17 protein-coding genes and 3 pseudogenes are annotated in these 22285 nt (G+C 61.6%); 5 read left to right on the forward strand and 15 right to left on the reverse strand.

All coding sequences use genetic code 11. From position 1 onward, the window contains the following. The first annotated feature begins 96 nt into the window (after positions 1-96). Positions 97-921 carry a MetQ/NlpA family ABC transporter substrate-binding protein gene (locus AC1DO7_RS25015; protein ID WP_477116679.1) on the forward strand — a complete coding sequence of 275 codons (825 nt, stop codon included), beginning with the start codon at positions 97-99 and terminating at the stop codon, positions 919-921. A 52-nt stretch (positions 922-973) separates the two neighbouring features. On the opposite strand, the gene AC1DO7_RS25020 is transcribed toward AC1DO7_RS25015, so the two are convergent. The 5 genes from AC1DO7_RS25020 to fusA form a co-directional block, all read right to left on the reverse strand. Further along, positions 974-1981 (reverse strand): tripartite tricarboxylate transporter substrate-binding protein, encoded by a 1008-nt coding sequence (locus AC1DO7_RS25020; RefSeq protein ID WP_441620813.1) that lies wholly within the window; start codon positions 1979-1981, stop codon positions 974-976. A 60-nt stretch (positions 1982-2041) separates the two neighbouring features. Then, entirely contained in the window at positions 2042-2362 is a 321-nt protein-coding gene (locus tag AC1DO7_RS25025; RefSeq protein WP_441620815.1) for a DUF4387 domain-containing protein, read from the reverse strand. 23 nt (positions 2363-2385) lie between these two features. Continuing rightward, positions 2386-3747 carry an acyclic terpene utilization AtuA family protein gene (locus AC1DO7_RS25030; RefSeq protein WP_441620817.1) on the reverse strand — a complete coding sequence of 454 codons (1362 nt, stop codon included), beginning with the start codon at positions 3745-3747 and terminating at the stop codon, positions 2386-2388. 174 nt (positions 3748-3921) lie between these two features. Continuing rightward, on the reverse strand, positions 3922-4947 hold the full coding sequence (locus tag AC1DO7_RS25035) for a sigma-54 interaction domain-containing protein (protein ID WP_441620819.1): 1026 nt from the start codon (positions 4945-4947) through the stop codon (positions 3922-3924). A gap of 252 nt (positions 4948-5199) precedes the next feature. Then, a complete protein-coding gene (gene fusA / locus AC1DO7_RS25040) occupies positions 5200-7239 on the reverse strand; it encodes an elongation factor G (RefSeq protein WP_477116680.1) in 2040 nt (679 codons plus the stop codon). A 570-nt stretch (positions 7240-7809) separates the two neighbouring features. Between fusA and AC1DO7_RS25045 the strand changes: the two genes are divergently transcribed. Further along, positions 7810-8847 carry a carbon-nitrogen hydrolase family protein gene (locus tag AC1DO7_RS25045; protein WP_441620823.1) on the forward strand — a complete coding sequence of 346 codons (1038 nt, stop codon included), beginning with the start codon at positions 7810-7812 and terminating at the stop codon, positions 8845-8847. Positions 8848-8903: 56 nt separating this feature from the next. Here AC1DO7_RS25045 and AC1DO7_RS25050 read toward each other — a convergent pair whose 3' ends face one another. Further along, positions 8904-9857 carry an AraC-like ligand-binding domain-containing protein gene (locus AC1DO7_RS25050; RefSeq protein WP_441620825.1) on the reverse strand — a complete coding sequence of 318 codons (954 nt, stop codon included), beginning with the start codon at positions 9855-9857 and terminating at the stop codon, positions 8904-8906. A gap of 431 nt (positions 9858-10288) precedes the next feature. Beyond that, positions 10289-11149 (reverse strand): HD domain-containing protein, encoded by an 861-nt coding sequence (locus tag AC1DO7_RS25055; protein ID WP_441620827.1) that lies wholly within the window; start codon positions 11147-11149, stop codon positions 10289-10291. On the opposite strand from AC1DO7_RS25055, the gene AC1DO7_RS25060 reads away from it, so the two are divergent. Then, positions 11109-12080, forward strand: coding sequence for a GlxA family transcriptional regulator (locus tag AC1DO7_RS25060; RefSeq protein WP_477116681.1), 972 nt, complete (start codon positions 11109-11111; stop codon positions 12078-12080). The genes AC1DO7_RS25055 and AC1DO7_RS25060 overlap by 41 nt on opposite strands. Positions 12081-12284: 204 nt before the next feature. On the opposite strand, the gene AC1DO7_RS25065 is transcribed toward AC1DO7_RS25060, so the two are convergent. Next, positions 12285-12986 (reverse strand): aldehyde dehydrogenase family protein, encoded by a 702-nt coding sequence (locus tag AC1DO7_RS25065; protein WP_441620831.1) that lies wholly within the window; start codon positions 12984-12986, stop codon positions 12285-12287. A gap of 160 nt (positions 12987-13146) precedes the next feature. Here AC1DO7_RS25065 and ribBA point away from each other — a divergent pair, with 160 nt between their 5' ends. After that, positions 13147-14277: a bifunctional 3,4-dihydroxy-2-butanone-4-phosphate synthase/GTP cyclohydrolase II gene (ribBA, locus tag AC1DO7_RS25070; protein WP_441620833.1), complete on the forward strand. Its 1131-nt coding sequence runs from the start codon at positions 13147-13149 to the stop codon at positions 14275-14277. Positions 14278-14341: 64 nt separating this feature from the next. Then, positions 14342-15010, forward strand: a complete 669-nt coding sequence (gene ribA / locus AC1DO7_RS25075) for a GTP cyclohydrolase II (protein ID WP_441620956.1) — start codon at positions 14342-14344, stop codon at positions 15008-15010. 277 nt (positions 15011-15287) lie between these two features. On the opposite strand, the pseudogene AC1DO7_RS25080 reads toward ribA, so the two are convergent. The 7 genes and pseudogenes from AC1DO7_RS25080 to AC1DO7_RS25110 form a co-directional block, all read right to left on the reverse strand. Further along, positions 15288-15518 (reverse strand): annotated as a pseudogene (locus AC1DO7_RS25080) (response regulator transcription factor); the annotation flags it as partial. 99 nt (positions 15519-15617) lie between these two features. Then, positions 15618-15800, reverse strand: a pseudogene (locus AC1DO7_RS25085) (response regulator transcription factor); the annotation flags it as partial. A 982-nt stretch (positions 15801-16782) separates the two neighbouring features. Beyond that, complete coding sequence (locus tag AC1DO7_RS25090) at positions 16783-18321, reverse strand: 3-hydroxyacyl-CoA dehydrogenase (RefSeq protein ID WP_441620835.1); 1539 nt, start codon at positions 18319-18321, stop codon at positions 16783-16785. A gap of 253 nt (positions 18322-18574) precedes the next feature. Further along, positions 18575-19777: a formaldehyde dehydrogenase, glutathione-independent gene (gene fdhA / locus AC1DO7_RS25095; RefSeq protein ID WP_441620837.1), complete on the reverse strand. Its 1203-nt coding sequence runs from the start codon at positions 19775-19777 to the stop codon at positions 18575-18577. A gap of 52 nt (positions 19778-19829) precedes the next feature. Further along, positions 19830-20633, reverse strand: a complete 804-nt coding sequence (locus AC1DO7_RS25100) for a hypothetical protein (protein WP_441620839.1) — start codon at positions 20631-20633, stop codon at positions 19830-19832. Positions 20634-20720: 87 nt separating this feature from the next. Beyond that, complete coding sequence (locus AC1DO7_RS25105; RefSeq protein ID WP_477116682.1) at positions 20721-21722, reverse strand: ABC transporter substrate-binding protein; 1002 nt, start codon at positions 21720-21722, stop codon at positions 20721-20723. A gap of 98 nt (positions 21723-21820) precedes the next feature. Next, positions 21821-22285 (reverse strand): annotated as a pseudogene (locus tag AC1DO7_RS25110) (hypothetical protein); the annotation flags it as partial.

A 22285-nucleotide genomic window follows, 5' to 3' on the forward strand; every position in this document is an offset into this window, starting at 1 on the left:
ACAATGAGCCACCGTCGGCAATGCGGGCGCTGCGCGGGACATGCTGGTCACGCGTAGCGCCCGCTTCCGGCTCATTTCCATTCGGGGACCATAACTATGAACAAGCGGGTGCGCGCCCTCATCGTGGCGCTTGGGGTTGGCATTGGCGTGGTCGCAGGCATCGGATCCGCCTTGGCGCAAGGTGYGCCGGACAAGACGAAGATCAAGGTGGGCATCTCGGCCGGTAACCAGGAGCAGATCTTCGACCTGGTCAGGAAGGTGGCCGCCCGCGACGGCCTGACGATCGATGTGGTGGTGTTCAACGACTACCTGCAGCCCAACGAGGCGTTGGCATCCGGCGACCTGGACGCGAACGCCTTCCAGCACAAGCCATTCCTCGACAGCCAGATCAGGACGCGCGGCTACAGGATAGTGCCGGTTGGCTTGACGATCACTGCGCCGCTGGGGATTTACTCCAAGAAGTATCGCGGCGTCGATGAACTTCCGGAGGGCGCGAAGATCGGTATCCAGAACGATCCGTCAAACGGCAACCGCGCATTGTTATTGCTGCAGAAGGCAGGACTGATCAAGCTGAAAGCAGGCGTGGGCCAGAACGGCGTCAACGCGACGCCGCTCGATGTGGTGGAGAATCCGCGCAAGCTCAAGCTGGTGGAACTCGACGCCGCCCAACTGCCGCGCGCGCTGCCCGACCTCGCGGCGGCATCGATCAACAATGACTATGCCTACCAGGCGGGACTGTCCTTGCAGAAAGACACCATCGCCATTGAGGATGCACGCGGCCCGTACGCCAACCTGATTGCCGCGCGCCCTCAGGACAAGGACAAGCCGTGGGTGAGCAAGCTCGTCAAGGCCTATCAATCCGACGAAGTGCGCAACTTCATCAATGCGCAGTTCAAGGGATCGATCATCCCCGCGTTCTGAACCACCGACAAACGGATACAGCGGCACCCGAGCGCGATGCCCTGCCTGGTCGCTACTCCGCCACGATCTTGCGCTCTGTGGCGATCCGTTTCCACAACGCCAGCTCTTGCTTCATCCGTTTGCCGAACACGTCCGCACTGGCGGCGGACGGCCGGGCGCCGTCCTGGGCCAGCGTCGCCTTCAGGTCATCCGATGTCGCCACCGCCGCGATCTCGCGGTTAAGCCGTTCCACCAGCGGCGCCGGCGTGCCGGCCGGCGCCAGCACGCCCACCCAGATGTCGGCCACATAGCCGGGAACCGATGCGCCCAGAGGCGGCAGATCCGGAAACGCAGGATTGCGCTCGTGCGACGTCACGGCCAGCGGACGCACCTTGCCCGACTTGATCAGCGTGGCCAGCGAACTGTAGTTGGAGATCATTACGTCGATCTGCCCGGCCGCCAGGTCGATCAACGCATTGGACGCGCCCTTGTACGGCACGTGCATCATGCTGACACCCGACGACACGCACATCAGTTCCGTGGCCATCTGCCCCAGCGAGCCGACGCCGGCGGACCCATAGGTGATGCTGCCCGGCTTGGCTCGCGCTGCGGCCAGCACCTCCGCGGGCGTGCGCGCGGGCATCGCCGACGACACGGCCAGCAGCATCGGCCCATCGGCTACCATGGCCACCGGCGCAAAGGCCGTGAGCGGGTCGTACGGCGAGTTCGGTTGCGTGGCCGCCGCGGTCAGCAGCGTGGATGACGTCAGCAGCAGCACCGATCCATCGTGCGGTGACTTGGCGACGAAGTTGGACCCCACCACACCGGCCGCACCCGGCCTGTTCTCCACGATCACGGTCGTGCCCAGGCGCCGAGCCAGACCTTGGGCCAAACCGCGAGCGATGACATCGTTGCTGGCGCCGGCCGTGAACGGTACCACCAGCCGCACCAGCGGCGGCACCGCGTCGGGCGCCGCTGGCGCAGAAGTCTGGGCGCCTGCGGCCCCAGCCGCGCCAACCAGCAGCAGCGCCGCCAGCAGACGGCCTGCAATGTCAAAATACGTCGTTCGATACCAGCGCATTACGGCACCTCCGGGATCAGCGTGGAAATGAAAATGACATCATTCAAGGGGGCGAGCCGCTCAGGCCGGCACGTCCAGGTCCAGCAGCGGCGCGTACTGCTGGGCCCCGAAGATGTCGCCATCGCCCGCGCAGCCGCTGGGGCGGTTTCGATAGATCGTGAACTTGATGGCCAGCGCGGGATCGTATTCGACGAAATCGGAGATGCGCTCCACCGGAATGCGGTACAGCGCGGCCATCGATTCGCGCGTGATCGCGCGGGATCGCTTGACGCGCTCATACTGCGCCGCCTCGCGAAAGATGATGTCGAACGTGATCTTGTTCACGCCGGCGTTCTTGCTGCGGATGGTCTTGGCCAGTTCGTGCAGTTTCTGAGTAGGCATATTCGGCTCCAGGATGGCTTGCATCAGACGCCCGCGTGGACGAGGTGTGTGGGAAACAGCGCCAGCGGATCGTGCACGGCGATGGTGTGGTTGAGCGTCCAGCGGTAAGCCGCGCTCGCRTGCAGCACTTCGTCCAGCGGGAACGACACCGATCCGGCCGTGCCCTTCACGTCGGGCAGCCGCGCGTAGAACATCTGGCGCAGCCCGGTCATGGTCACTTCCTCGGCCATCTCGCGCGTGGGCGCCACGCCTTGCACCAGCACGGCGAGCTCGTGGCCGGGCCGGTCGCGCAGCGGCTCCAGCTCGCCCATCACGCCGTCGCGCCCGTAGACGCTGTAATGAAGCTGGTAGCCTTCGTCGCCAAAGCGCAGTCGCACCTGCTCCCGGGCCCATGCCATGACGCGGTCGATATTGGCGATCGTGTATGGATCGCGCACGCCGCACAGCCCCACGTAGCGTTCGCCCACCTTGCCAGAGCCTTCGAGCTTGACGCGCACCGCTTCGTCAGCGTGGAAGCGCGACCCCGTGATCCGGGTGGTGCGCTCGTCCACCTGTTCGTAGCGGCAGTCGCGCATGTCGAGGCGGCCGCCGGCCACGAATTCGTCGTATGGATTTGAACGCTCGTACATCGCATGGCCCGCCACGGACGCCACGGTGCAGCGCTGCTCGGGGTGCATGGCGGTGACGCGCACATCGTCGTGCGAGATCGTGCCCATCACGGTCTCCTTGCCGCCATAAGGCTCCGCGCAGAACGACGCGCATTCCAGCACCTTGCCCAGGTAGTACGCCTGGTCCGCCGAGAAGCCATGATGCAGCGCGGGCGCGGCGAACAAGGCCGCGTCGGAGCTGCGGCCCCCGATGATGACATCGGCGCCCTGGCGCAGCAATTCGACGTACGGATGCACGCCGGCCATGGCGACAACGCGCTCGGTGGCAGCGAGTTCGTCGTGCGTGAGGTCGGCAAAGCCGTCCAGCCCCGTGATCGCATCGCCGTCGTCGAGTCTCGCGCGCAGCAGGCCCTTGTCCACCTCGGAATAGAAGTAGCCGAGCTTGAAGCGCTTTAGCCCGTGCTGGCGGGCCAGGTCCTGGATGATGCGAACGTACAGGTCCACACGGCTGTTGGTGCCGGTATCGCCAGCCGAGCCGATGATCATCGGCACGCCAAGCTTGCGCGATGCCAGCAGCATCTGCTCGAGGTCGTGGCGCTGCCATGCCTCGGGGCTGGTCGAGGTATCGGACCCCAGCGGCACTGGCCCCACGTCATCGCTGCCCGAGTCGGCGGCGATGTAGTCCGGCCCGGCTTCCACGCCCAGTTCGAAGCTGGCGATGCGCAACGGCGCAAAGCCAAGATGGCCGTTGGGGCAGATGATCTTCAGTGACTGCATGTGTCAGGTCTCCAGAGCGTTCGCGGGCACCGATGCCCGTCCTGGAACCCTTTCAGCGAAATCCATGCCAGACTCAAGAATTGACAATTCTCCTTTTAAATCAACGCACTAAACGGAACGCAAAAATACCATGCGCGGATTTAACGCGCGATTCACACGCAGCGCGTGCGATTTTCACGCATCGGTGATACCCAGCTTGATCATCTGGTGTCGCAATGCATGGCGCGTCAGACCGAGCCGTTCCGCTGCGATGCCGATGTTGCCGTCGGCGTGGCGAAGCGCAGCGCGTACCAGACCGGTCTGGAAGCGAGCCGTCGCCGTGGAATAGTCGAGCCCGCCGTCGTCCTGCGGATTGTCGTGCACATCGGTGCCTGCGTCGCCACGGGCCCGCGGCGCGGGCAGCTTCTCCGTGGCACGAGCGCCGGAGACCTCGCGCAGGATACGCGCGGGCAAATGCCCGGGCAGCACCGTATCGCCCTCCTCCAGCAGGCAGATCCGTTCGAGCAGGTTCTCCAGCTCGCGCACATTGCCCGGCCAGCGATAGCTGCGGAAGATGCGCGCCACCTCGGGGTCGAAATGCCGCATCCGACTGCCGTACTGCAGGTTGTAGCGTTCCAGCGCCGCATGGGCCAGCAGGAAGATGTCGTCGCCGCGCTCGCGTAGCGGCGGGATATTGATGGCGATGACTTGCAGGCGGTAGTAGAGATCCTCGCGAAAATTCCCTGCGTTGACTTCGCCCAGCAGGATCTTGTTGGTGGCCGCGATGAAGCGCACGTCCACGCTGATCGGTTTGACCGCACCCACGCGCCGGAACCGTCGGGTATCGAGCAACGTGAGGATCTTCGACTGCATCACCGGGTCCAGCTCACGCACTTCATCCAGGAATACCGTGCCGCCATTGGCCGCCTCGATCAGCCCTTCCTTCTTGACCACGGCCCCGGTGAATGCGCCTCGCTCGTGGCCGAACAGTTCCGATTCCAGTAACTGGGCTGGAATCGCCGCGCAATTGATATCGATGAAGTCGCGCGCGGCGCGGGCAGACTGCTCATGGAGCATCCGGGCAATCAGGCTCTTGCCGGTCCCGGTCTCGCCATAAATCAGCACCGTGCGGGCCTGGCTGCGCGCGACGCGCGTCACCAGGTCGCGCAACGCGACGATGGACGGATGATGACCAACTAGATCGGACGATTGAGGATGCATGTGTATTGGATGGCCGTGCAGCAGCAGCCGTAGACCGTATCAGATGTAAATGTGTCACCGTTGCCGCAGAAAGCTGTCAACTCGCGAGCCGGTGCAAGGGCAAACACCCGCTCGGCTTTGCACCGCAAAGGCGTGAAGACAGCGAAAGGAATCTACCACGAGCGAAGCCGGGGCCGGCCGGACCGTCAGGGCGGCCAAATCAAGATCCGGCTAACGGCCGGCCGACGGTACTAATGCTGGAGCCGGGCCCCGCTATCGCCCTGCTTCTTTGTGTTTCGACGCCATGCGCTCCTGCTGGGCGGGGGGCGTCGGATCGTAGTGGCTGATCTGAATGCTGTAGTTGCCGTGTCCGCCAGCGATCGCGTTCAGGCGCGATTGATAGTCGTTGAGTTCGGACAATGGGACCTGCCCTACAACGACCACGGCGTTGCCGGCGGCCGTGCGTGTGCCGTGAACCTGCCCGCGCTTGGCGGACAGRTCGCCGATGATGTCACCCATCGACGCTTCCGGCGTCATCACCTCAATGTCCACGATAGGCTCAAGCAGGATGGGCTGGGCTTTCAGCACCGCATCGACGAAGGCCTTCCGCCCCGCGGAGACGAATGCCACTTCCTTGGAGTCGACTGGATGGCTCTTGCCGTCGAAGACGGTGACGCGCACGTCCTGCATCGGGAAGCCGGCAAGCGGTCCGCTGTCGATGACCTGCAGGATGCCCTTTTCCACGGCGGGAATGAACTGGCCTGGGATGGCGCCGCCCTTGACGGCGTCGACGAACTCGAAACCAGTGCCTCGCGGCAGTGGCTCGACGCGCAGCATGACTTCGCCGAATTGCCCGGCGCCCCCGGTTTGCTTCTTGTGGCGAYARTGCCCCTCGGCSCKGGYGCCGATGGTTTCCCGATAGGCGATYGTCGGTGGCCGTGTCACGACCTCGAGCTTGTACTGCTCGGAGAGTCGCTCCAGCATGAGGCGCAGGTGYAACTCGCCCAGGCCGCGTACCACCGTCTCGTTGGTGCCGGCCGGGTGTTCGATGCGCAGGCACGGGTCTTCCGCACTCAGTTTCTGCAGAATCTCCCAGAGGCGCTGCTCGTTGCCTCGGCGTGCAGGCTCGATCGCCAGACCATAGATGGACATGGGGAAGTGGAGCGGGGTCAGGTGGATGTTGCCGTCCTCGGGGGCGTCGTGCAGCACGGCATCGAAGCCGATCTCGTCGACCTTGGCCGTGGCGCAGATATCGCCTGGCCCGGCTTGCGTGACGTCCACGTGCTCCTTGCCCTGCAGCATCATGAGATGAGCGACCCTGAATGGCTGGCGCCGGTCACCGATATAAAGCTGGCTATCGCGCCTGATCGTGCCCTGATGGATGCGAAACACGGCCATTTTGCCGATGTATGGGTCCATGACAATCTTGAAGGCGTGGGCCAGCACATGCCTGTCCGCGACCGGCTCGGCGCGCACGACTTCCTTGCGGCCGCCAGCGTCGCGATAGAAGAGCGGCGGGTTCCCTTCCAAGGGATTGGGCAGGAGCCGGACGAACACATCGAGCAATTCCGCGATGCCGGCGCCGTTGGCCGCTGACGTGAAGCAGATCGGCACCAGATGACCTTCGCGCAGCGCCCGTTCGAAGGGCTCGTGCAACTGCTCCGGGTTGATGGCCTCGCCCTGCTCCAGGTATAGCTCCATCAGGGCTGGGTCGATCTCGACCACTTGATCGACCAGCGCGTTGTGCGCCGCAGCAACAGACAGGAAATCGGCGTCGCCGGCAGGGTTGAAAAAGCAATCCACCACCTCGCGGCCGCCTTGCGCCGGCAGATTGATGGGCAGGCATCCCATGCCGAAGGTCGCCTGGATTTGCGTCAGAAGCCCCGGAAGGTCGACCTTTTCGCCATCAATACCGTTCACGATGATCATTCTGCAGAGCTTGCGTTCCTCCGCCCACGCCATCATGCGCCGGGTGGTCATTTCGATGCCGGTCTGTGCATTGATGACGATGACGGCAGTCTCTACAGCGGGCAGGACACTGATCGACAGCCCCGAAAAGTCCGGATATCCGGGAGTATCCAGCAGATAGATGCGCGTGTCCCTATAGTGCAGATGGACGACGGCAGAGTTCAGCGAGTGATGATATTTGCGYTCGAACGGGTCGAAATCGCTGACCGTGGTGCCGCGCTCCACGCTGCCGGGCGCGTGTAAGGCGCCGCCCTGGTGCAGCAGCGCTTCGACAAGCGATGTCTTGCCACACCCGGCATGCCCGACCAGGGCGACGGTGCGGATGGCATCGGGACTGTATCGCATGGTCGCCCTCGTCCAGTGATGGATGTGGGGTCATTATTGGCGAAAAAGGACGTGTGTGCCATACGGGGTAATCTATATGAACGCTTCCCGTTTGCGCACACCTTCAGCGATATGCCGGACTCGTCAGCAAGTGTCTGGCGCCTGACAAGCCCTAGCCCGAGTATCCGGCAGGTGAATCCTGGCCGGAATGGATGACCGAAAGTCCTATGCCGAGCCAGTTGCGATCAGATCCCTGACGGAAGGCGAGGCTGCGAAGCGCACAGGCAAAACTGCAAGCCGTGCAGTTCTATTCGTAGGTTATGTATGCATTCTGCTCACTTCGGGTTTGCTCGCACTTTAGCCGCTGTGGATTGGACTTCAGCAACGCGTACGAGCTCCGCAGCGGCCCCGCATAGAACGACGGTGCGAGTGAAGCGCTAAAGCCCTCAGCGAATAGCTGCGTAGTCTGATATGAGTTCGCCCACGCAAGCAAGGCATCCCAAGAAGCCAGCACAAGACAGGCAGGAATCTCAGACAAGGGAGTCGGATCTTTTCCGCCTATGCTTGGGCACCACACATCAGGAGACCACTATGCCCATTGAACATCCCCGCTATCGGGTAGCTGCTGTCCAGGCGGCGCCAGAGTTTCTGAATCTCGAGGCAACCATTGACAAGACGATTGCGCTCATCGAAGAGGCCGCCCGAGGCGGCGCAAGTCTCATTGCCTTCCCTGAAACGTGGATACCTGGCTATCCGTGGTTTGCCTGGCTTGGTGCGCCGATCTGGGGAATGAAATTCATCCAGGCATACCACGACAATTCGATGGTCATCGACAGCGTGCAGTTTGAGCGCGTCGCCCAAGCGGCATCGCGTTGCAACATCACCGTTGTGCTTGGCTTCAGCGAGAAAGACGCTGGAAGCCTGTACATTGCCCAGGCCATCCTGAGCCCTGAAGGGAAGACCATTGCCACGCGCCGCAAGCTGAAACCCACGCATGTCGAACGCGCGATCTTCGGCGAAGGCGACGGCAGTGACCTGGCTGTTCACGACACCAACCTCGGCAGGGTTGGCGCCCTTTGCTGCTGGGAACATCTTCAGCCACTTACCAAATACGCGATGTATGCTCAGAATGAGCAGGTCCATATCGCCGCCTGGCCCAGCTTCTCCCTTTACGTCGACGCGGCTTACGCGCTCGGACCAGAGGTAAACAACGCCGCGAGTCGGTTGTATGCGGTCGAGGGCCAGTGCTTCGTGGTTGCGCCGTGCGCGACGGTTTCGCAAAAGATGATCGACATGCTTTGCGAGACACCCGAGCAGCAAGCGCTCCTCAAGCTGGGGGGCGGCCACGCGCAAATCTACGGTCCCGACGGACGGTCGCTGGCCGATCCGCTGCCTGCGGACGCGGAGGGGCTGTTGTATGCGGACATTGACCTGGCCGCCATCACCCTCGCGAAGGCAGCTGCTGATCCGGCCGGGCATTACTCTCGCCCTGACGTGACACAACTGCTGCTGGACCGCAATCCAAAGCCTCGTGTCGTGTATGCGAAGCCCAGCCAAAGCGCAAACGGCAACTCCGCGGGCATGCGGGCCGTCGAGCATACCGAGCTCGAAGAAGGTGAACAGGCCTGAGCGTTCAAACGACGCCTCGGTTCAAGCCGTCTCACAGGGACTGGACGGCCCGGCTGCTAGTCGCGCGAGCGGAACGCAGCCGGGCTTTGGCCGAACCGCCTCCGGAACGCGCGGCTGAAGTGTGCGGGATCGTTGAACCCCCAGCTCAGAGCGACCTGCTTGATGCTTAACCCGGAACAGGCAACGTCGAGCAGCGTCGCCCGACATGCCTGCAGCCTCTGATCCCAGATCCACTCGGCAAGCGAACACGGTTCCACCTCGAACACCCGATACAGTGAGCTGACGGACATACCGAGCGCTTCGCTGATCGAGCTGATGCTCAAGTCCGGGTCGGATAGATGTTCGTGAATATAGGACTTGATCCGGTTCAAGTGAAACAGCTTCAAGGTCGGTAGCGATCCGGCCTGCGAAGCCGGCAAAGTCGCAAGAGCCGCAGCGACGAGATCGAGCACGGCGTCGGAAACAGACGCCTGTGTCTGACCAGCCATCGCCTCTGCATGCTCTGGCAATCCCGCCACCAACTCCCCTAGCAGGCGCCCTATGCCTTGACTGCCGCGAATGGCGACGGCCGTCAACCGCTCCGCCGACGGTGCTCGCACCCGCAGCCGGTCGCGTGGCACCGTCACCACCAGTTGTTCGAAGTCCTCCCGGAACACGAGTTCATAGGGACGCGTGCTGTCATAGATCGCAAAATCGCCAGCTGCAAGTACCGCACGTCGACCATCTTGGCGTACTTCCCCCTCACCTGCCAATTGGAAGCTGACCAGGAACAGTTCCTCCTGAGTCTGCCGGATCAGTCGCGAAGTCCGTCGCACATGCTGGCCACTGGAATTCACCACCGCAAGTTCAATGTCCGCGAGATCGCTCTGGGCGATGCAACCAGAAAACTGCCGCCCTCCATTGAGCTTGGCGGGGTCAACGTCCAGCTTGACGAAGGCGCGACTGATAGCGTCTCGCCAATAGTCCAGCCGCTCGCCGACAGGTGCGGAATCGGTACTTGTGCGTTTCATCGTCTAACCCATGAACAGGACATCGGTGAGTCCTGGATTGATGCCACTCGCTGAACAGCACAAGCCCGCGCACGCCATTTCCGGTGAGCAATCAGCCATCGCACAACATGCTTTCAGGAATCCACGCGTGCGTCGCGGCGGACCGCTTGCGGCGGACGGCCAACTGTATTGACCCGCCGCACCTCAAGCGACGTGGATTAGGCTTGAGGGGGGGGTAAGGGACATCAGCCAGACGATTTCAATAAACCGGGTAACAAGCCCCAAGTGATTTGGGCTTGAGGACACCGCGTCACAGTTCGGCGACGAACCGGCGGATGGCCGCCGCAACTGCTGATAATTGCCGCTTCGTGACCTGCAATCGACAATGAGCTTATCGAATCAGGACGGCGTCTCAGCTGCCGGAGAGCCATCCTCTCCGGCAAGACCGCGGTTCAGCTTTCGAAAGGGGCGTGGTCGAGCAGGTCGCAAACGTTCGGAATCTCGAAACCATGCACGTGACGACGTCCGATATCTGCTAGTCCCGTGCCAATTGCCGTGTGGGGCTTCTTCCGTGCAACTTCAGCTAGCGCCGCCTGAAACGCGGCTTTGAATCCCAGACGCGGATAGAGTTGCAGGACATCGTCGATGAGGGACGGTGTAAGTTCCTCGATCCAGAGCCCCATGACGTCCACATGGGCACCCATGTGGACAAGAGCGACTTCCGGCTCCTTGCGGTCGGCGATGCCGGCGCTGGCGTGAAGCGCGATCGCGTCCCAGACCAGTTGTGCCTTCGATTCCGCGTAGCCGTTCGCCAGCAGGAATCGGCTGGCGGCATCGGCGCCATCGACTTCAAAGCGTTGATCGGCAGCAAATTCTTCCGTAAGTCCCAGGTCGTGCAGCAACGAGGCAAGGTAGACGGCCTCGCGGTCATACTTCAACCCACGCTTCTGACCAAGGAATTCAGACCACCACCACGTCCGGTGTACGTGACCCCACATCGCTTTGGAATGGACGCGCTCGACGAGCGAGGCAGCTTTACGGGTAAGCTCGGAATCGGGATCGCTAACGCCCCCGATGATGACAGGTGTGCCCACATGTCCTCCGCAAATATCAAGTTGATCAGGTTCCCAGTGTAGGTCGCCCGGGGTTGGCAAAAATGACTGTTTTTGGATGATTTGTGCCAGAATGGGCTTTTGGTCGGAAGGCGAGGCCTCGATGAGGGAACGGAAGACATCACGCGGCCCGCGTGCAGGGGCGATGCCGAGGCGAGTTGTGATCTTGGGATTGCCACCCGTCGATGCGCTCGACGTCATCGGCCCGGCGGAAGTATTTGCCTTCGCGAATCGGCTTCACGAGGGCAAAACTGCACCCTATRCACTGGAACTGGTTTGTGCGGGCGCCGACATATACATCGAGAGCGAAACCGGCATTGGACTCAAGGGACACAGGACGCTTGAACAGGAGCGTCGTGCACACAGGCCAATCGACACGTTGATCGTGGCTTCGGGCTTCAGATCATCAGATCAGCTGGACAAGGCCACCATGGAGTGGCTCCGAACGCGCGCGCGGACAGTGCGGCGCATATGCTCGATATGCGTCGGAGCGTTCGCATTGGCTGAAGCAGGACTCCTGGATGGTCGCAGGGCAACGACCCATTGGGGTGTGGCGCAAAGCATGGCCGAACGCTATCCCAAGGTGCAGGTCGATCCGACTCCAATATGGGTGAAAGACGGAAACATCTACACCTCCGCTGGAGTATCGGCGGGTATCGACCTTGCGCTTGCCTTGGTCGGCGAAGACATGGGGGACAATGTGGCCTTGGAGATCGCCAAGAATCTTGTCCTATTCTTGCGACGTCCGGGCGGACAGGCGCAATTCAGCGTCGCCCTTCAGTCCCAGCGCACGGCCGGCTCAAGCCTGGATGAACTGTGCCTCTGGATCAGCGAGCACCTCGAAGCGAGCCTTACGGTAGAAGTCCTGGCAGATAGGCTCGCAACCAGCGTCAGGACGTTGATACGCACCTTCCAGCGAGAACTGAAGACTACGCCAGCAAAGTACGTCGAGGCCGTCCGACTCGAAGCAGTGTGCCGGGCGCTCGAACTAGGTGGGCGGTCGACGGAGGAAATCGCACGGCGCTATGGCTACAACAGCTTTGACGTGCTACGCAAGGCGTTCACGCGTCGGTTCGGGGTGACCCCAAAAAATTACGCAGAACGCTTCGCGAAGGATAGCGCAGCGAGCTAGGTGCTTGCGGGCCCGCGATGGGCACCCGGAAATGTTCCACCGTCTGCCTGGCGCGGATCGCCCGCTACAGTCAGTCCGGCATGGCGCCGCGGCCGTCCCAGCCCCGCCCGTGCGCATTGCGGTAGCGCACCGCGCCCGAAAGTGGACACCGGACCGAACGTGCTGGCCAACGACGGCCCATATCGTCGTGGCCGTACTCTTGCTTCAGTGCTTGTTCGAGGCCCCCAGAGCGGGATCGGCCCGGCCGAGGAAGAACCGCAGTACCAGGCGCTGGATGACCGTTCCGTAGGGTGGATAGAACAGGTCGATGGGGAAGAAGCGCTGCCGCTTGAACACGGTCTTGGCATGGGACAACTCGCGAAAGCCCTCTTCCCCGTGATAGTTGCCCATGCCCGAGTTGCCGATGCCGCCGAAGGGTGCGTCGTGATTCACCACATGCCAGCCCCAGTCGTTGACCGAGACGCCGCCCGAGTGCGTACGGCCGAGTAAATCGTCGCGCTCGGCGCGGTCGCGGCTGAAGCAGTACAGGGCCAGGGGCCGCGCGTGCTCATTGATAAAGCCGATCGCCTCGTCCATCGTGTCGTACGGGCCGACCGGCAGGATGGGGCCGAAGAGTTCTTCGGTCATCACCAGCATGTCGGGGGTGACGTCCGTAACGATCTGCAGCGGCAGCGTTCGCTCTTTGCCAACTGGCATCGGCCCGCATGACTCGATGCGCGCGCCCTTGGCGCGCGCATCATCGAGCAGTCTCTGGATGCGTTTGTACTGACGCTCATCGATGATCGAGGTGTAGTTGGGGTTGCCGGCCGTCTTGTTGTCAAAGAACTTTTCAAACGTTTGGCATTGGCACGCAGGGTCACCGCTCAGCTCGAACAGCACTTCCTCGATATCGCGCAGGCTCAGCATAGGGCGCGGATATCGGCGGGGTGGTGCCGAGGATTTCCGGACATCGTTTGCCCATTATCTGGCTAGATCTGTGCCACTCGAGACGCTTCAATAGAAGCCAAGAGCAACACTCACCGCCGGCCACAAGCCCGCACAGCGGCAATCCCAACCTAGAGTACCCATGAACCCCTCTCTATCTACGATCCCGGAACTCCTGGCCGATCTCGCTGCCGGCAGCTTGGTGATACTGGTCGACGATGCAGACCGAGAGAACGAAGGCGATCTCGTGATCGCCGCCGACCACATCACCCCGGATGCCATCAATTTCATGGCCAAGCATGGTCGCGGGCTAATCTGCCTGACACTGACACGCGAGCACTGCCAGCGCCTGCGCCTGCCACCGATGACCACTCGCAATGGTGCTGCACACGGCACCGCGTTCACGGTCTCCATCGAGGCGGCCCGCGGCGTCACTACCGGGATCTCGGCGTCCGACCGCGCCAGAACCGTGCAGGCAGCGGTTGCACGAGATGCAACACCGGGCGATCTCGTTCAGCCGGGGCACATCTTTCCCTTGCAGGCCCGTGACGGCGGCGTACTCGTGCGGGCGGGGCACACGGAGGCCGGCTGCGACCTTTCGGCGATGGCAGGCCGCTCTTCCGCTGCCGTCATCTGCGAAATCATGAACGACGACGGGACCATGGCCCGCATGCCAGACCTGGAGATCTTCGCTCGCAGGCATGGTCTCAAAATCGGATCCATTGCAGATCTGATCGAGTACCGCAGCCGCAATGAAACACTGATCAAGCGAGTCTCCGAGCAAATACTGCACACTGCACAGGGCGAGTTCAACTGCATCGTCTTCCGTGACCACCTCGGAGGAACACATCTTGCGCTAACGTGCGGCCAGTGGTCGGCTGCCGACGAAGTACTCGTTCGGGTGCATGAACCCATGTCGATGATGGATCTTCTAAGTGTGAATACCAACCGGCACTCCTGGTCCCTGTCGGGAGCACTTGCAAAGCTGCAAGCCTCGGGGAGAGGTGCCGCCCTGCTTTTGAACTGTGGCGAGGATCCGGAAGCCCTGGCGTCGCACATGTCAGCGCCTGACGGTGGCGCGCTTGATCAAAAGCCAATGGACCTGCGCACGCACGGCATTGGAGCGCAAATCCTGCGCGATCTGAACATCGCCAGGATGACGCTCCTGGCAAGCCCACGGCGTCTGCCAAGCATGGCCGGCTATGGGCTGGAGGTGGTGTCGTTTCTGGAAGCTCCGGCCGCGATAGCCAAAGCCAACCTTTGGGCGGCCTAGCCCCACCGCCATACGCCCCAACATCGAGAGAATTTGCATGTCCGCCGCTGAACAAATAGACATCATGACCCCGCTGGAGCACCATCATCTGGAGAGACTGCGCGACGCCCGGAGGCTACGGTTTCCGGCCATATCCGCAAAGCCAACCGGGCTGGTCGAGCGTTGTGGCGAGGCCAGGCTACCGCTCTCTACCGGCACCTTTCTGGCGATTGCATATCGAAGCACCACGACCGGCCTGGAGCATATTGCGCTAGTGATGGGAGATCCCGCACAAACACCGGGATGTCTGGTCCGAGTGCATTCCGAGTGCCTGACCGGCGACGCATTTTCGTCACTCAGATGCGACTGTGGTGAGCAGCTCCAGCTTGCATTCCGTCGTATTGCAGACGAGGGCTGCGGCATCGTTGTCTACGTACGCGGCCATGAGGGCCGGGGCATTGGACTTGCGGAGAAGATCCTCGCGTATCGGCTCCAGGACGCGGGGTTCGATACCGTCGACGCCAATACCCATCTCGGCCACGCCGTCGACGCCCGCACGTACGATGAGGCGGCCCATATTGTCCTCGACATTGGCGCCAGCACAGTGAGATTGCTCAGCAACAATCCCACGAAGCGGGCAGCCCTGGCTGCGCACGGGCTGAATGTCCTGGCACAAGTGCCCTTGCACATTCCCGAGAACGCCGAGAATCGGCGCTACCTGCGGACCAAGCGAGAGAAAATGGGTCATCTGTAGATGCAGCCMTTAATGCCAACATAGACCTGGCGTACGCGTCCGGCGCCGGACACGATCGCTGCAGTTGACCGACCAACTGCGTGATCGACGAATGCCTGCGATAGGGGATCACGCACAATCCCCCTCCAATTCATCAAGTAGTGCGCTGCTGCGACCGCGGGGCGAGACCATTCGCCAGTATGCGATGTGAACCGACAGAATCCACACCGACGACACACCCGTGCCCGCGGGCCACACTGGGGGCGGCGGAGGGTGGGTCGACTGCAACTGGCGATGCTCAAGGCTGGCCAACCGTTGCCATGTGTCGCACATGGTAGCGTTTCATTCGCGAAATCGCTTCGGTCCGGGTTCGCAGTCTCAGCCGCTGCAGGATGCCGGACACGTGCTGCTTGACCGTATTCTCCGTTAAGCCCAGGCGCCGTGCGATGACCTTATTTGGCAATCCTTCAAGTAGCAGAATCAGGACTGAGCCCTGGCGCTGGGTCAGGCCCATGGCTTCCGGGGTAATTTGGGTACGCTGTGCCGATTCGGTCGTTCTATCCTGCACGCCTGCCGGCGCGGCGGTGAGTGACAAGCTGCCACCCGTCTGCTCGGCGCCCACGCGCAGTTCCAGGAGCGAGATTACTTCAGCACGGGAGCGCAGGTCGAGCCGCTGCAAGATGGCAGACACATGTTCCTTCACCGTGTTTACAGCCAGACCGAGACGGCGCGCAATGAGCTTGTTGGATAATCCCTCGAGAAGCAAATTGAGTACCGTTCCCTGGCGTTGGGTAAGACCCAGCCCTGCGGGCGGCGCCGAAGTGATTGTCCCGACCTGCCGAGTGGGGCTGTTGTCGTCCCGTGCGCCGGGATTGGTACGCGAGTGCTTACAGCCTGGGGCCTGTGCTAGCGGTTGGCGTTTTGCAATCAGAATGGCTTGCTTGCGCCTGGTTACACCAAGCCGCCAGATGACCGCAATGTCGTGCTCCTTGGCAGCCCTTTCCGTCATGGAGAAATGCTGCGCTACCACCTTGTCGGGCAACACTTCAAGCAGCAGAACGAGGACGGCGCATTGCTGCTCGGGGAACACGCCTGAATCCGCCACGGCGTCGGCATTCTGTGTGAATCCGCTTGCTGGCGTTTGCGCAACGACAGTTGCGTCATCCGCCATATCCACCCGCACTACGATCGGGAAGGAGCTGGCCTTCTGAGGATCGTTGGCGGTCGCTGCCAGTGACGAATTCGCGCTACTGAATGTGGCCACGAAAGGCAAGCTGTCCATGGCGGCAGGCCTGGAGCCGGTTGAACTCCCAGGATGGACGCGTCCAGGGATCACGCCTCCCCTGGTCTGCAACGCTCGAGGAAGCGCCGCCTCCCTGTTGACAATCGCGAGCTTTCCCCCATGTCCCATCCCGATGGCCGGATGATGGGTGTCTTTGGCCTGCATACCTTCCATCGTTGCCTGCAACTCCTCGAACTGCGTCGTGGTCAGTTCGGCCACGACGCGCAACGTGTCCCTAAATTGCTCTGAAATCATCTTCTTGTTACGTTTTCCCCATGACCCATGGTTCCCGCACTGGTGCCAGTGTTCGCCCCAAAGAGTGGAATGYGGAGCGTGGAGCTTTGCTCGGCCTCATCGCGAAGCGCCGGGATCGTTCTCTATTGCATCGCTGAATTCGTGGGTCGCACGACGGGCGGGGATAATCGAGATATGCATGCCACCGCGAGCCGCATTGCGAACGGTGCCTCCGTGAGTGGCGTTACACAACTCAGCGTTCGCGATTGTCTGGTGTTCAGTATGACAAGGCCGGCTCTTCAGAATGCAGCGAGGCAGACAGTTGTGCCCGCCGACGAAGCCAGGGGGAAGGCCGGTACCGCGGGTCGCCGCTCAGTTGCATCATGTTGTCGAGCAACTTCAGCACCGTACGCGCTCCCAGACGATCACCCCACGTGAGTGGCCCCATCGGATAGCCAAGACCAAGCATAACTGCCCTATCAATATCCGCCGGAGTTGCGATCCCCTGCTGTGCCATATCACAAGCGATATTTATGATTGTCGCCACGATCCGCTGGGCCACAAGCCCCACGCTGTCCCGCACAATGCTCACGCCCGCGCCATCGGAGCCGAGCGCACCGTGAGCCGCACGCCGAAAAGCCGGGTCCGTCACGGGGGAAAGCATCAACGTACGCCGTCGGGAAGTATCAAAGCAGAGATCCAGCCCGACTGTGCGTCTCGCATCCAATAGCTCCCGTGCGCAGCAACTGCTGACGTCCTCACCCAGAGGCGTCACGATACATAGCGCTTGCGCACTGGGACAAACACTGCTTTCCAGCGGTGTCCCCAAGGCGGTGAACAGATCGACCGCTCGCTGAGCCAAAACCGGATCCGCCGGACTAATCCACACGGCGCTGGGCCGATCCTGCGGCAGCGCCTGCGCTTTCATCCGGACCGGACTACCCTCGACGTAGCGGTAGTATCCTTCCCCGCTCTTTCGTCCGAGCAGGCCTGCAGCGCGGCGCTGGGTCGCCAGCACTGATGGGCGGAAACGCGGCTCGTCAAAGTATTGCCGGTAGACCGATTCCATCACCGGCACGGAAATGTCGAGCCCGACCAGATCGAAGAGTTCGAAAGGACCGAGCCTGAACCCCGCCTGATCCCGCATGATCGCATCTATCTCCAATGGGGTGGCAACGTCCTCGCCTATTAGCCGCAGCGCTTCAGTGCCGAATCCACGGCCGGCGTGATTGACCACGAAGCCAGGAGTATCCTTGGCGCGGACCGGAGCGTGGCCCAAGCGCTTCGCCAGTCCCATCATGGCGTCGCCAATCGCACGATCGCCCCGGACGCCATCGATGACCTCGACGACCTTCATCAGCGGAACCGGATTGAAGAAGTGGAAACCCACGACTCGCTCCGGCCGCGCGCAGGCGGCCGCGATAGCAGTTACGGAGAGTGAAGAGGTATTCGTCGCGAGAACGCAGCCGGGTGAGACGATTGCCTCCAGCGCGCGGAACAAGGCCCGCTTCGCCTCCAGGTCTTCGACAATCGCCTCCAGCACGATATGGGCAGGTCTGACGTCATCGAGCACATCGACCGTTACCAGCCTCCCGGCGGCAGCATGGGCATCCTCCTCCGGCAAACGCCCCTTCGATGAAAGGCGGGACAGCGCGCTAGCCACGGCACCCCGCGCCTCCTCGGCTGCCCCGTCCCGTGCGTCATACAGCAGGACAGTGATCCCGCCCAGTGCCGCGATCTGGGCAATGCCCCGGCCCATGGCGCCCGTACCTACTATCGCTAGCACGAGCTCTGGTGAAGCTGGATCAAGTACCATCTCGTATCACTTATATTCCCTGCACTTCGCTCGGCCTAGAGTGCAAATAAAGCTGGTCTTGCGCGCCGTATTCGCAACCGCAAGCATTGAGCGTGCCCATGGCGCCGCCGTCGGCGCAGRCAAACTTCGCAACAGTGTGGCCCGTTGCGCCTGAATCTTCCGTCTAGTGGGAATCCGGAGTGCCAACGACCGGGGCAGTTTATGTGAAGCGACGTCGTAAGATGCCCTCCGTTTTGCTGCCACCCCGCCCTCCCTAAGCAGCCTTCGCAATCATCTGATGCGGGTCGATCACAAACTTCTTTGGCGCGCCGGAATCAAAGGCCGCGTAGCCCTTGGGAGCGTCGTCCAGGGAGATCACCTCTACACCCACCACTTCCGCGATCTTGAGCCGGTCCCAAAGAATGGCCTGCATGAGAGAGCGGTTGTACTTCATCACGGGTGTCTGTCCCGTGAAGAAGCTGTGCGACTTCGCCCAGCCGAGGCCAAGGCGGATGCTCAGCGCCCCGCGCTTTGCCGCTGAATCGACCGCACCGGGATCATCCGTAACATACAGGCCAGGAATGCCAATCTTGCCGGCCGCGCGGGTTACCTCCATCAGCGAGTTGAGGACCGTAGCGGGCGCCTCTTGTTGCGCGCCTGCATGCCCATGCCCTCTCGCCTCAAAACCGACCGCATCAACGGCGCAATCGACCTCCGGCTCACCAAGGATCTGCTCGATCTGATCGGACAGCGTGGCATCCAGCGAAAGGTCCACAGTATGGAATCCGACCTGGCGCGCATGCACCAACCGTGCCGGCTTCACATCGCCCACAATCACCACGGCTGCGCCCAGCAGTCTTGCCGATGCCGCTGCCGCTAGCCCGACCGGACCAGCACCCGCGACGTAGACTGTACTGCCTGGCCCCACGCCGGCACTGACGGCGCCGTGATAGCCCGTCGGCAAGATGTCGGAAAGGCAGGTCAGATCGAGAATCTTGCTAAGCGCCTGCTCCCGGTCAGGGAACTTCAATAGATTGAAGTCCGCATACGGCACCATCACATACTCTGCCTGCCCGCCGACCCAGCCGCCCATGTCGACATAGCCGTACGCGCCACCGGCACGCGCCGGATTCACCGTGAGACAGACACCGGTATGCTGCTCCTTGCAAGTCCGGCAACGCCCGCACGCGACGTTGAATGGCACCGAGACGATGTCTCCACGCGCCAGTGTCTCAACGTCGCGACCCACCTCCACGACCTCCCCGGTGATTTCGTGCCCGAGAATGAGACCCTCCGGCGCGGTGGTCCTGCCGCGCACCATATGCTGGTCGGATCCGCAGATATTGGTCGAGACGACCTTCAAGATCACGCCGTGATCAATTCGGCGGCCACGGGGATCTTCAAGTTTCGGAAAGGAAATGTTCTGGACTTCGACAACGCCTTGGCTGATATAGGCCACGCCACGATTGGTACTCATTGATGCCTCCATATTTATGCGACCCACCTCGGTGGGTCAGTGACTTGGCCGGTTACCAGTTCCAGCGGAATACGATATTCGGCGTCGTGCGAGACTTGTTGCCGGCGCTGTTGAGAACGTTGTTGCCAGTGACGGAGTGGTGCTCCAGGCGAAGGCCCAACGCGAACGCATCCTTGGGCCCAAAGTTCACGAACACTTCCGGTTCAAGATAGATGTCCACCCCGCCGCCGATGATCGGGCTGAAGTAGACCGGTCCGCTGAATGTCGCGTTCAGACCTGCCACGCGAAATGGAATCAGGAAGAACAGGCGGAGCAGCGGCCGGGTTCCCTGCACATCGGTGGGGCCTACCGTGTACCACTTCTTCCTCGCAAGGATCGAAGTCTCGAGCATCGATCCCTTTGTGAACGGTAAATCCCAATACACGCTGAGGCCTGCGGAAACCGCCCGGTAGTGCGAGTAGCTGCCGTCTTCCACACGCACCATGGCCAGCACATCCTGGATCGGGCCATAGGACAGATTGGCGCCGGTGCTCTTGGACAAGCTCAGATGCGAATTCCAGAGAAAGTAGTTCTGACGGTTCGAAGTATCCTGCCCAAGGTCACGGCCCCTGTAGGCATCGAACAGGACATAGTTATCACCCAGGGCATAGGTTCCAAAATGCTCGAATCGCAGGGTCTCGCGGCTTCCATTGGTGCCCGTTCCCATGACATAGTCATTGGGATCGCTCGGCGCATAGGCGAACTGGATATTGGTCTGCGAGTAATTCTCTGCGCGCGGACTCGCGCAGAATGATGCGAGTGCCAGGACCGTCGTCCATTTAAGCGCCCCATGGGGTGCTTTCTTCAGTTTCCACATGGCGTCAGATTTTCTAGTTAGCTGAGCTCAACCGTGTTCGCCTCCCAAGGCGAATTCCGGAACTTGGGGGATTTCGCCTGCCCGCGCCTACCTGCCGCCCGGCAGATATCGGGTATCGATGACTACCATTGGATCAAGGACGTTGGACGACAAGCCTTGCGACTTCGCCACCCAGTCCCACGTTGCGTTCACGCGCTCGGGACTGAAATTGCCGCGGCCATCCTTCTTGCTTATCTCGTTGTCGATCAACGACACCGATGCGCCAAACTCCTCGCCCGCCACCTTTGCGTCCAACCCGGGAACGATCTTCGCCATCGCCGTGCCGACCGCCGTGGGATTCGCGACGGCCGCGACGCTGGCCTTGTTGAAGGCGTCGAGAAAGCGCTTCGCAAGCTCCGGCTTTTCCTTCAGGAAGTGCTCGTTTGCGACAATGACGTAGCCATACCCGTCGTATCCATAGTCGGACCACTTAAGCACGCGCAGGGACTTCCMCGCCGCCTTCATGACCGACGCCGCTGTCGGAGCGCTGGTCACCCAGTCCAGGGCGCCATCCACTTGACCGCTGGCGATAAGCGGTGCGAGTGCCCCCGCATCGACCTTCATCAGCTTCACACTGGCCGGATCCACACCGTTCTTCTGCAGGAACAGCGGCCAAACCACGTTGACGCTTGAATAGACGGAGGTTGCCAACTTCTTGCCGGCAAGATCCTTCAGACTCTTGACCGGCAAGCTTTCGATCAGGTGAATGGAATCCGGCTTCTTGTTGTAGATGCTGTAGATCACCTTGATCGGCAATTTCTGCTGCGCAATTGCGGCATAAACCGCATCGATGCCCACCGCCGTCATATCCGCCGAACCGGACGCCACCCTGGTGATGGCATCGCTTGACCCGTTGCCACTACGGATCTCGACATCCAACTGCGCTTTGCTGAAGTAACCATCGGCCTTGCCCAGATACTCGATGCCGTTAGCGCCACTGGGTATCCAACCGAGCTGATAAATGATCTTGTCGGCGGCCCGGGCTGTGCCCATGACGCCCGCCAACAGCCCAACAGCAACTACCATTGCGTTCAACCGATGCTTTCTCATGGGAACCTCCTGACAAGAATTTCACGACGCAGCTACCCCTCCAGGTCTGCCGCTCACGCGGCCCCGGAAGAAGGTGTGTAAAGGATTGGAAGACGACTTCAGTCTGGCTGCGCAGCCCCCAGGCCCAGCGCTACCATGGCCCTGCGATACTCGACCGACATGCGATCCGCAGGTATGTGGATCTCATTTCTCAGGTCGAGAGGCAATGCTTGCGGACACTGGGCCACCACCTGCGAAAGGTCTTCAACATTGATCCGCTCGGTGAACTCGATCAGCGCTTGAGGATCAAATTTCCGGCTCTCATCGACCACAATCTGGAATATCTTGGTGGTCCATGCCGTCATGGGTGAACCCACGTCGAATACACGATAGACGGAGCCGGAATCCGGATGGTGGACCCGTACCGTGCATGAGAACGGCAGCGTGGTCTCATAGCGATAGACGGCACGATTGAACCTCGGCTCATCTGCGGCAGACCCTTGCCCCTCCTCGACATAACGAGTCCGCTCAATCACGTTGGTCTCGAACGCCAGGTTGAGGCCGGACACGGAGACTTCGTAGGG

The organism is Cupriavidus sp. 05N40 (assembly GCF_056397305.1).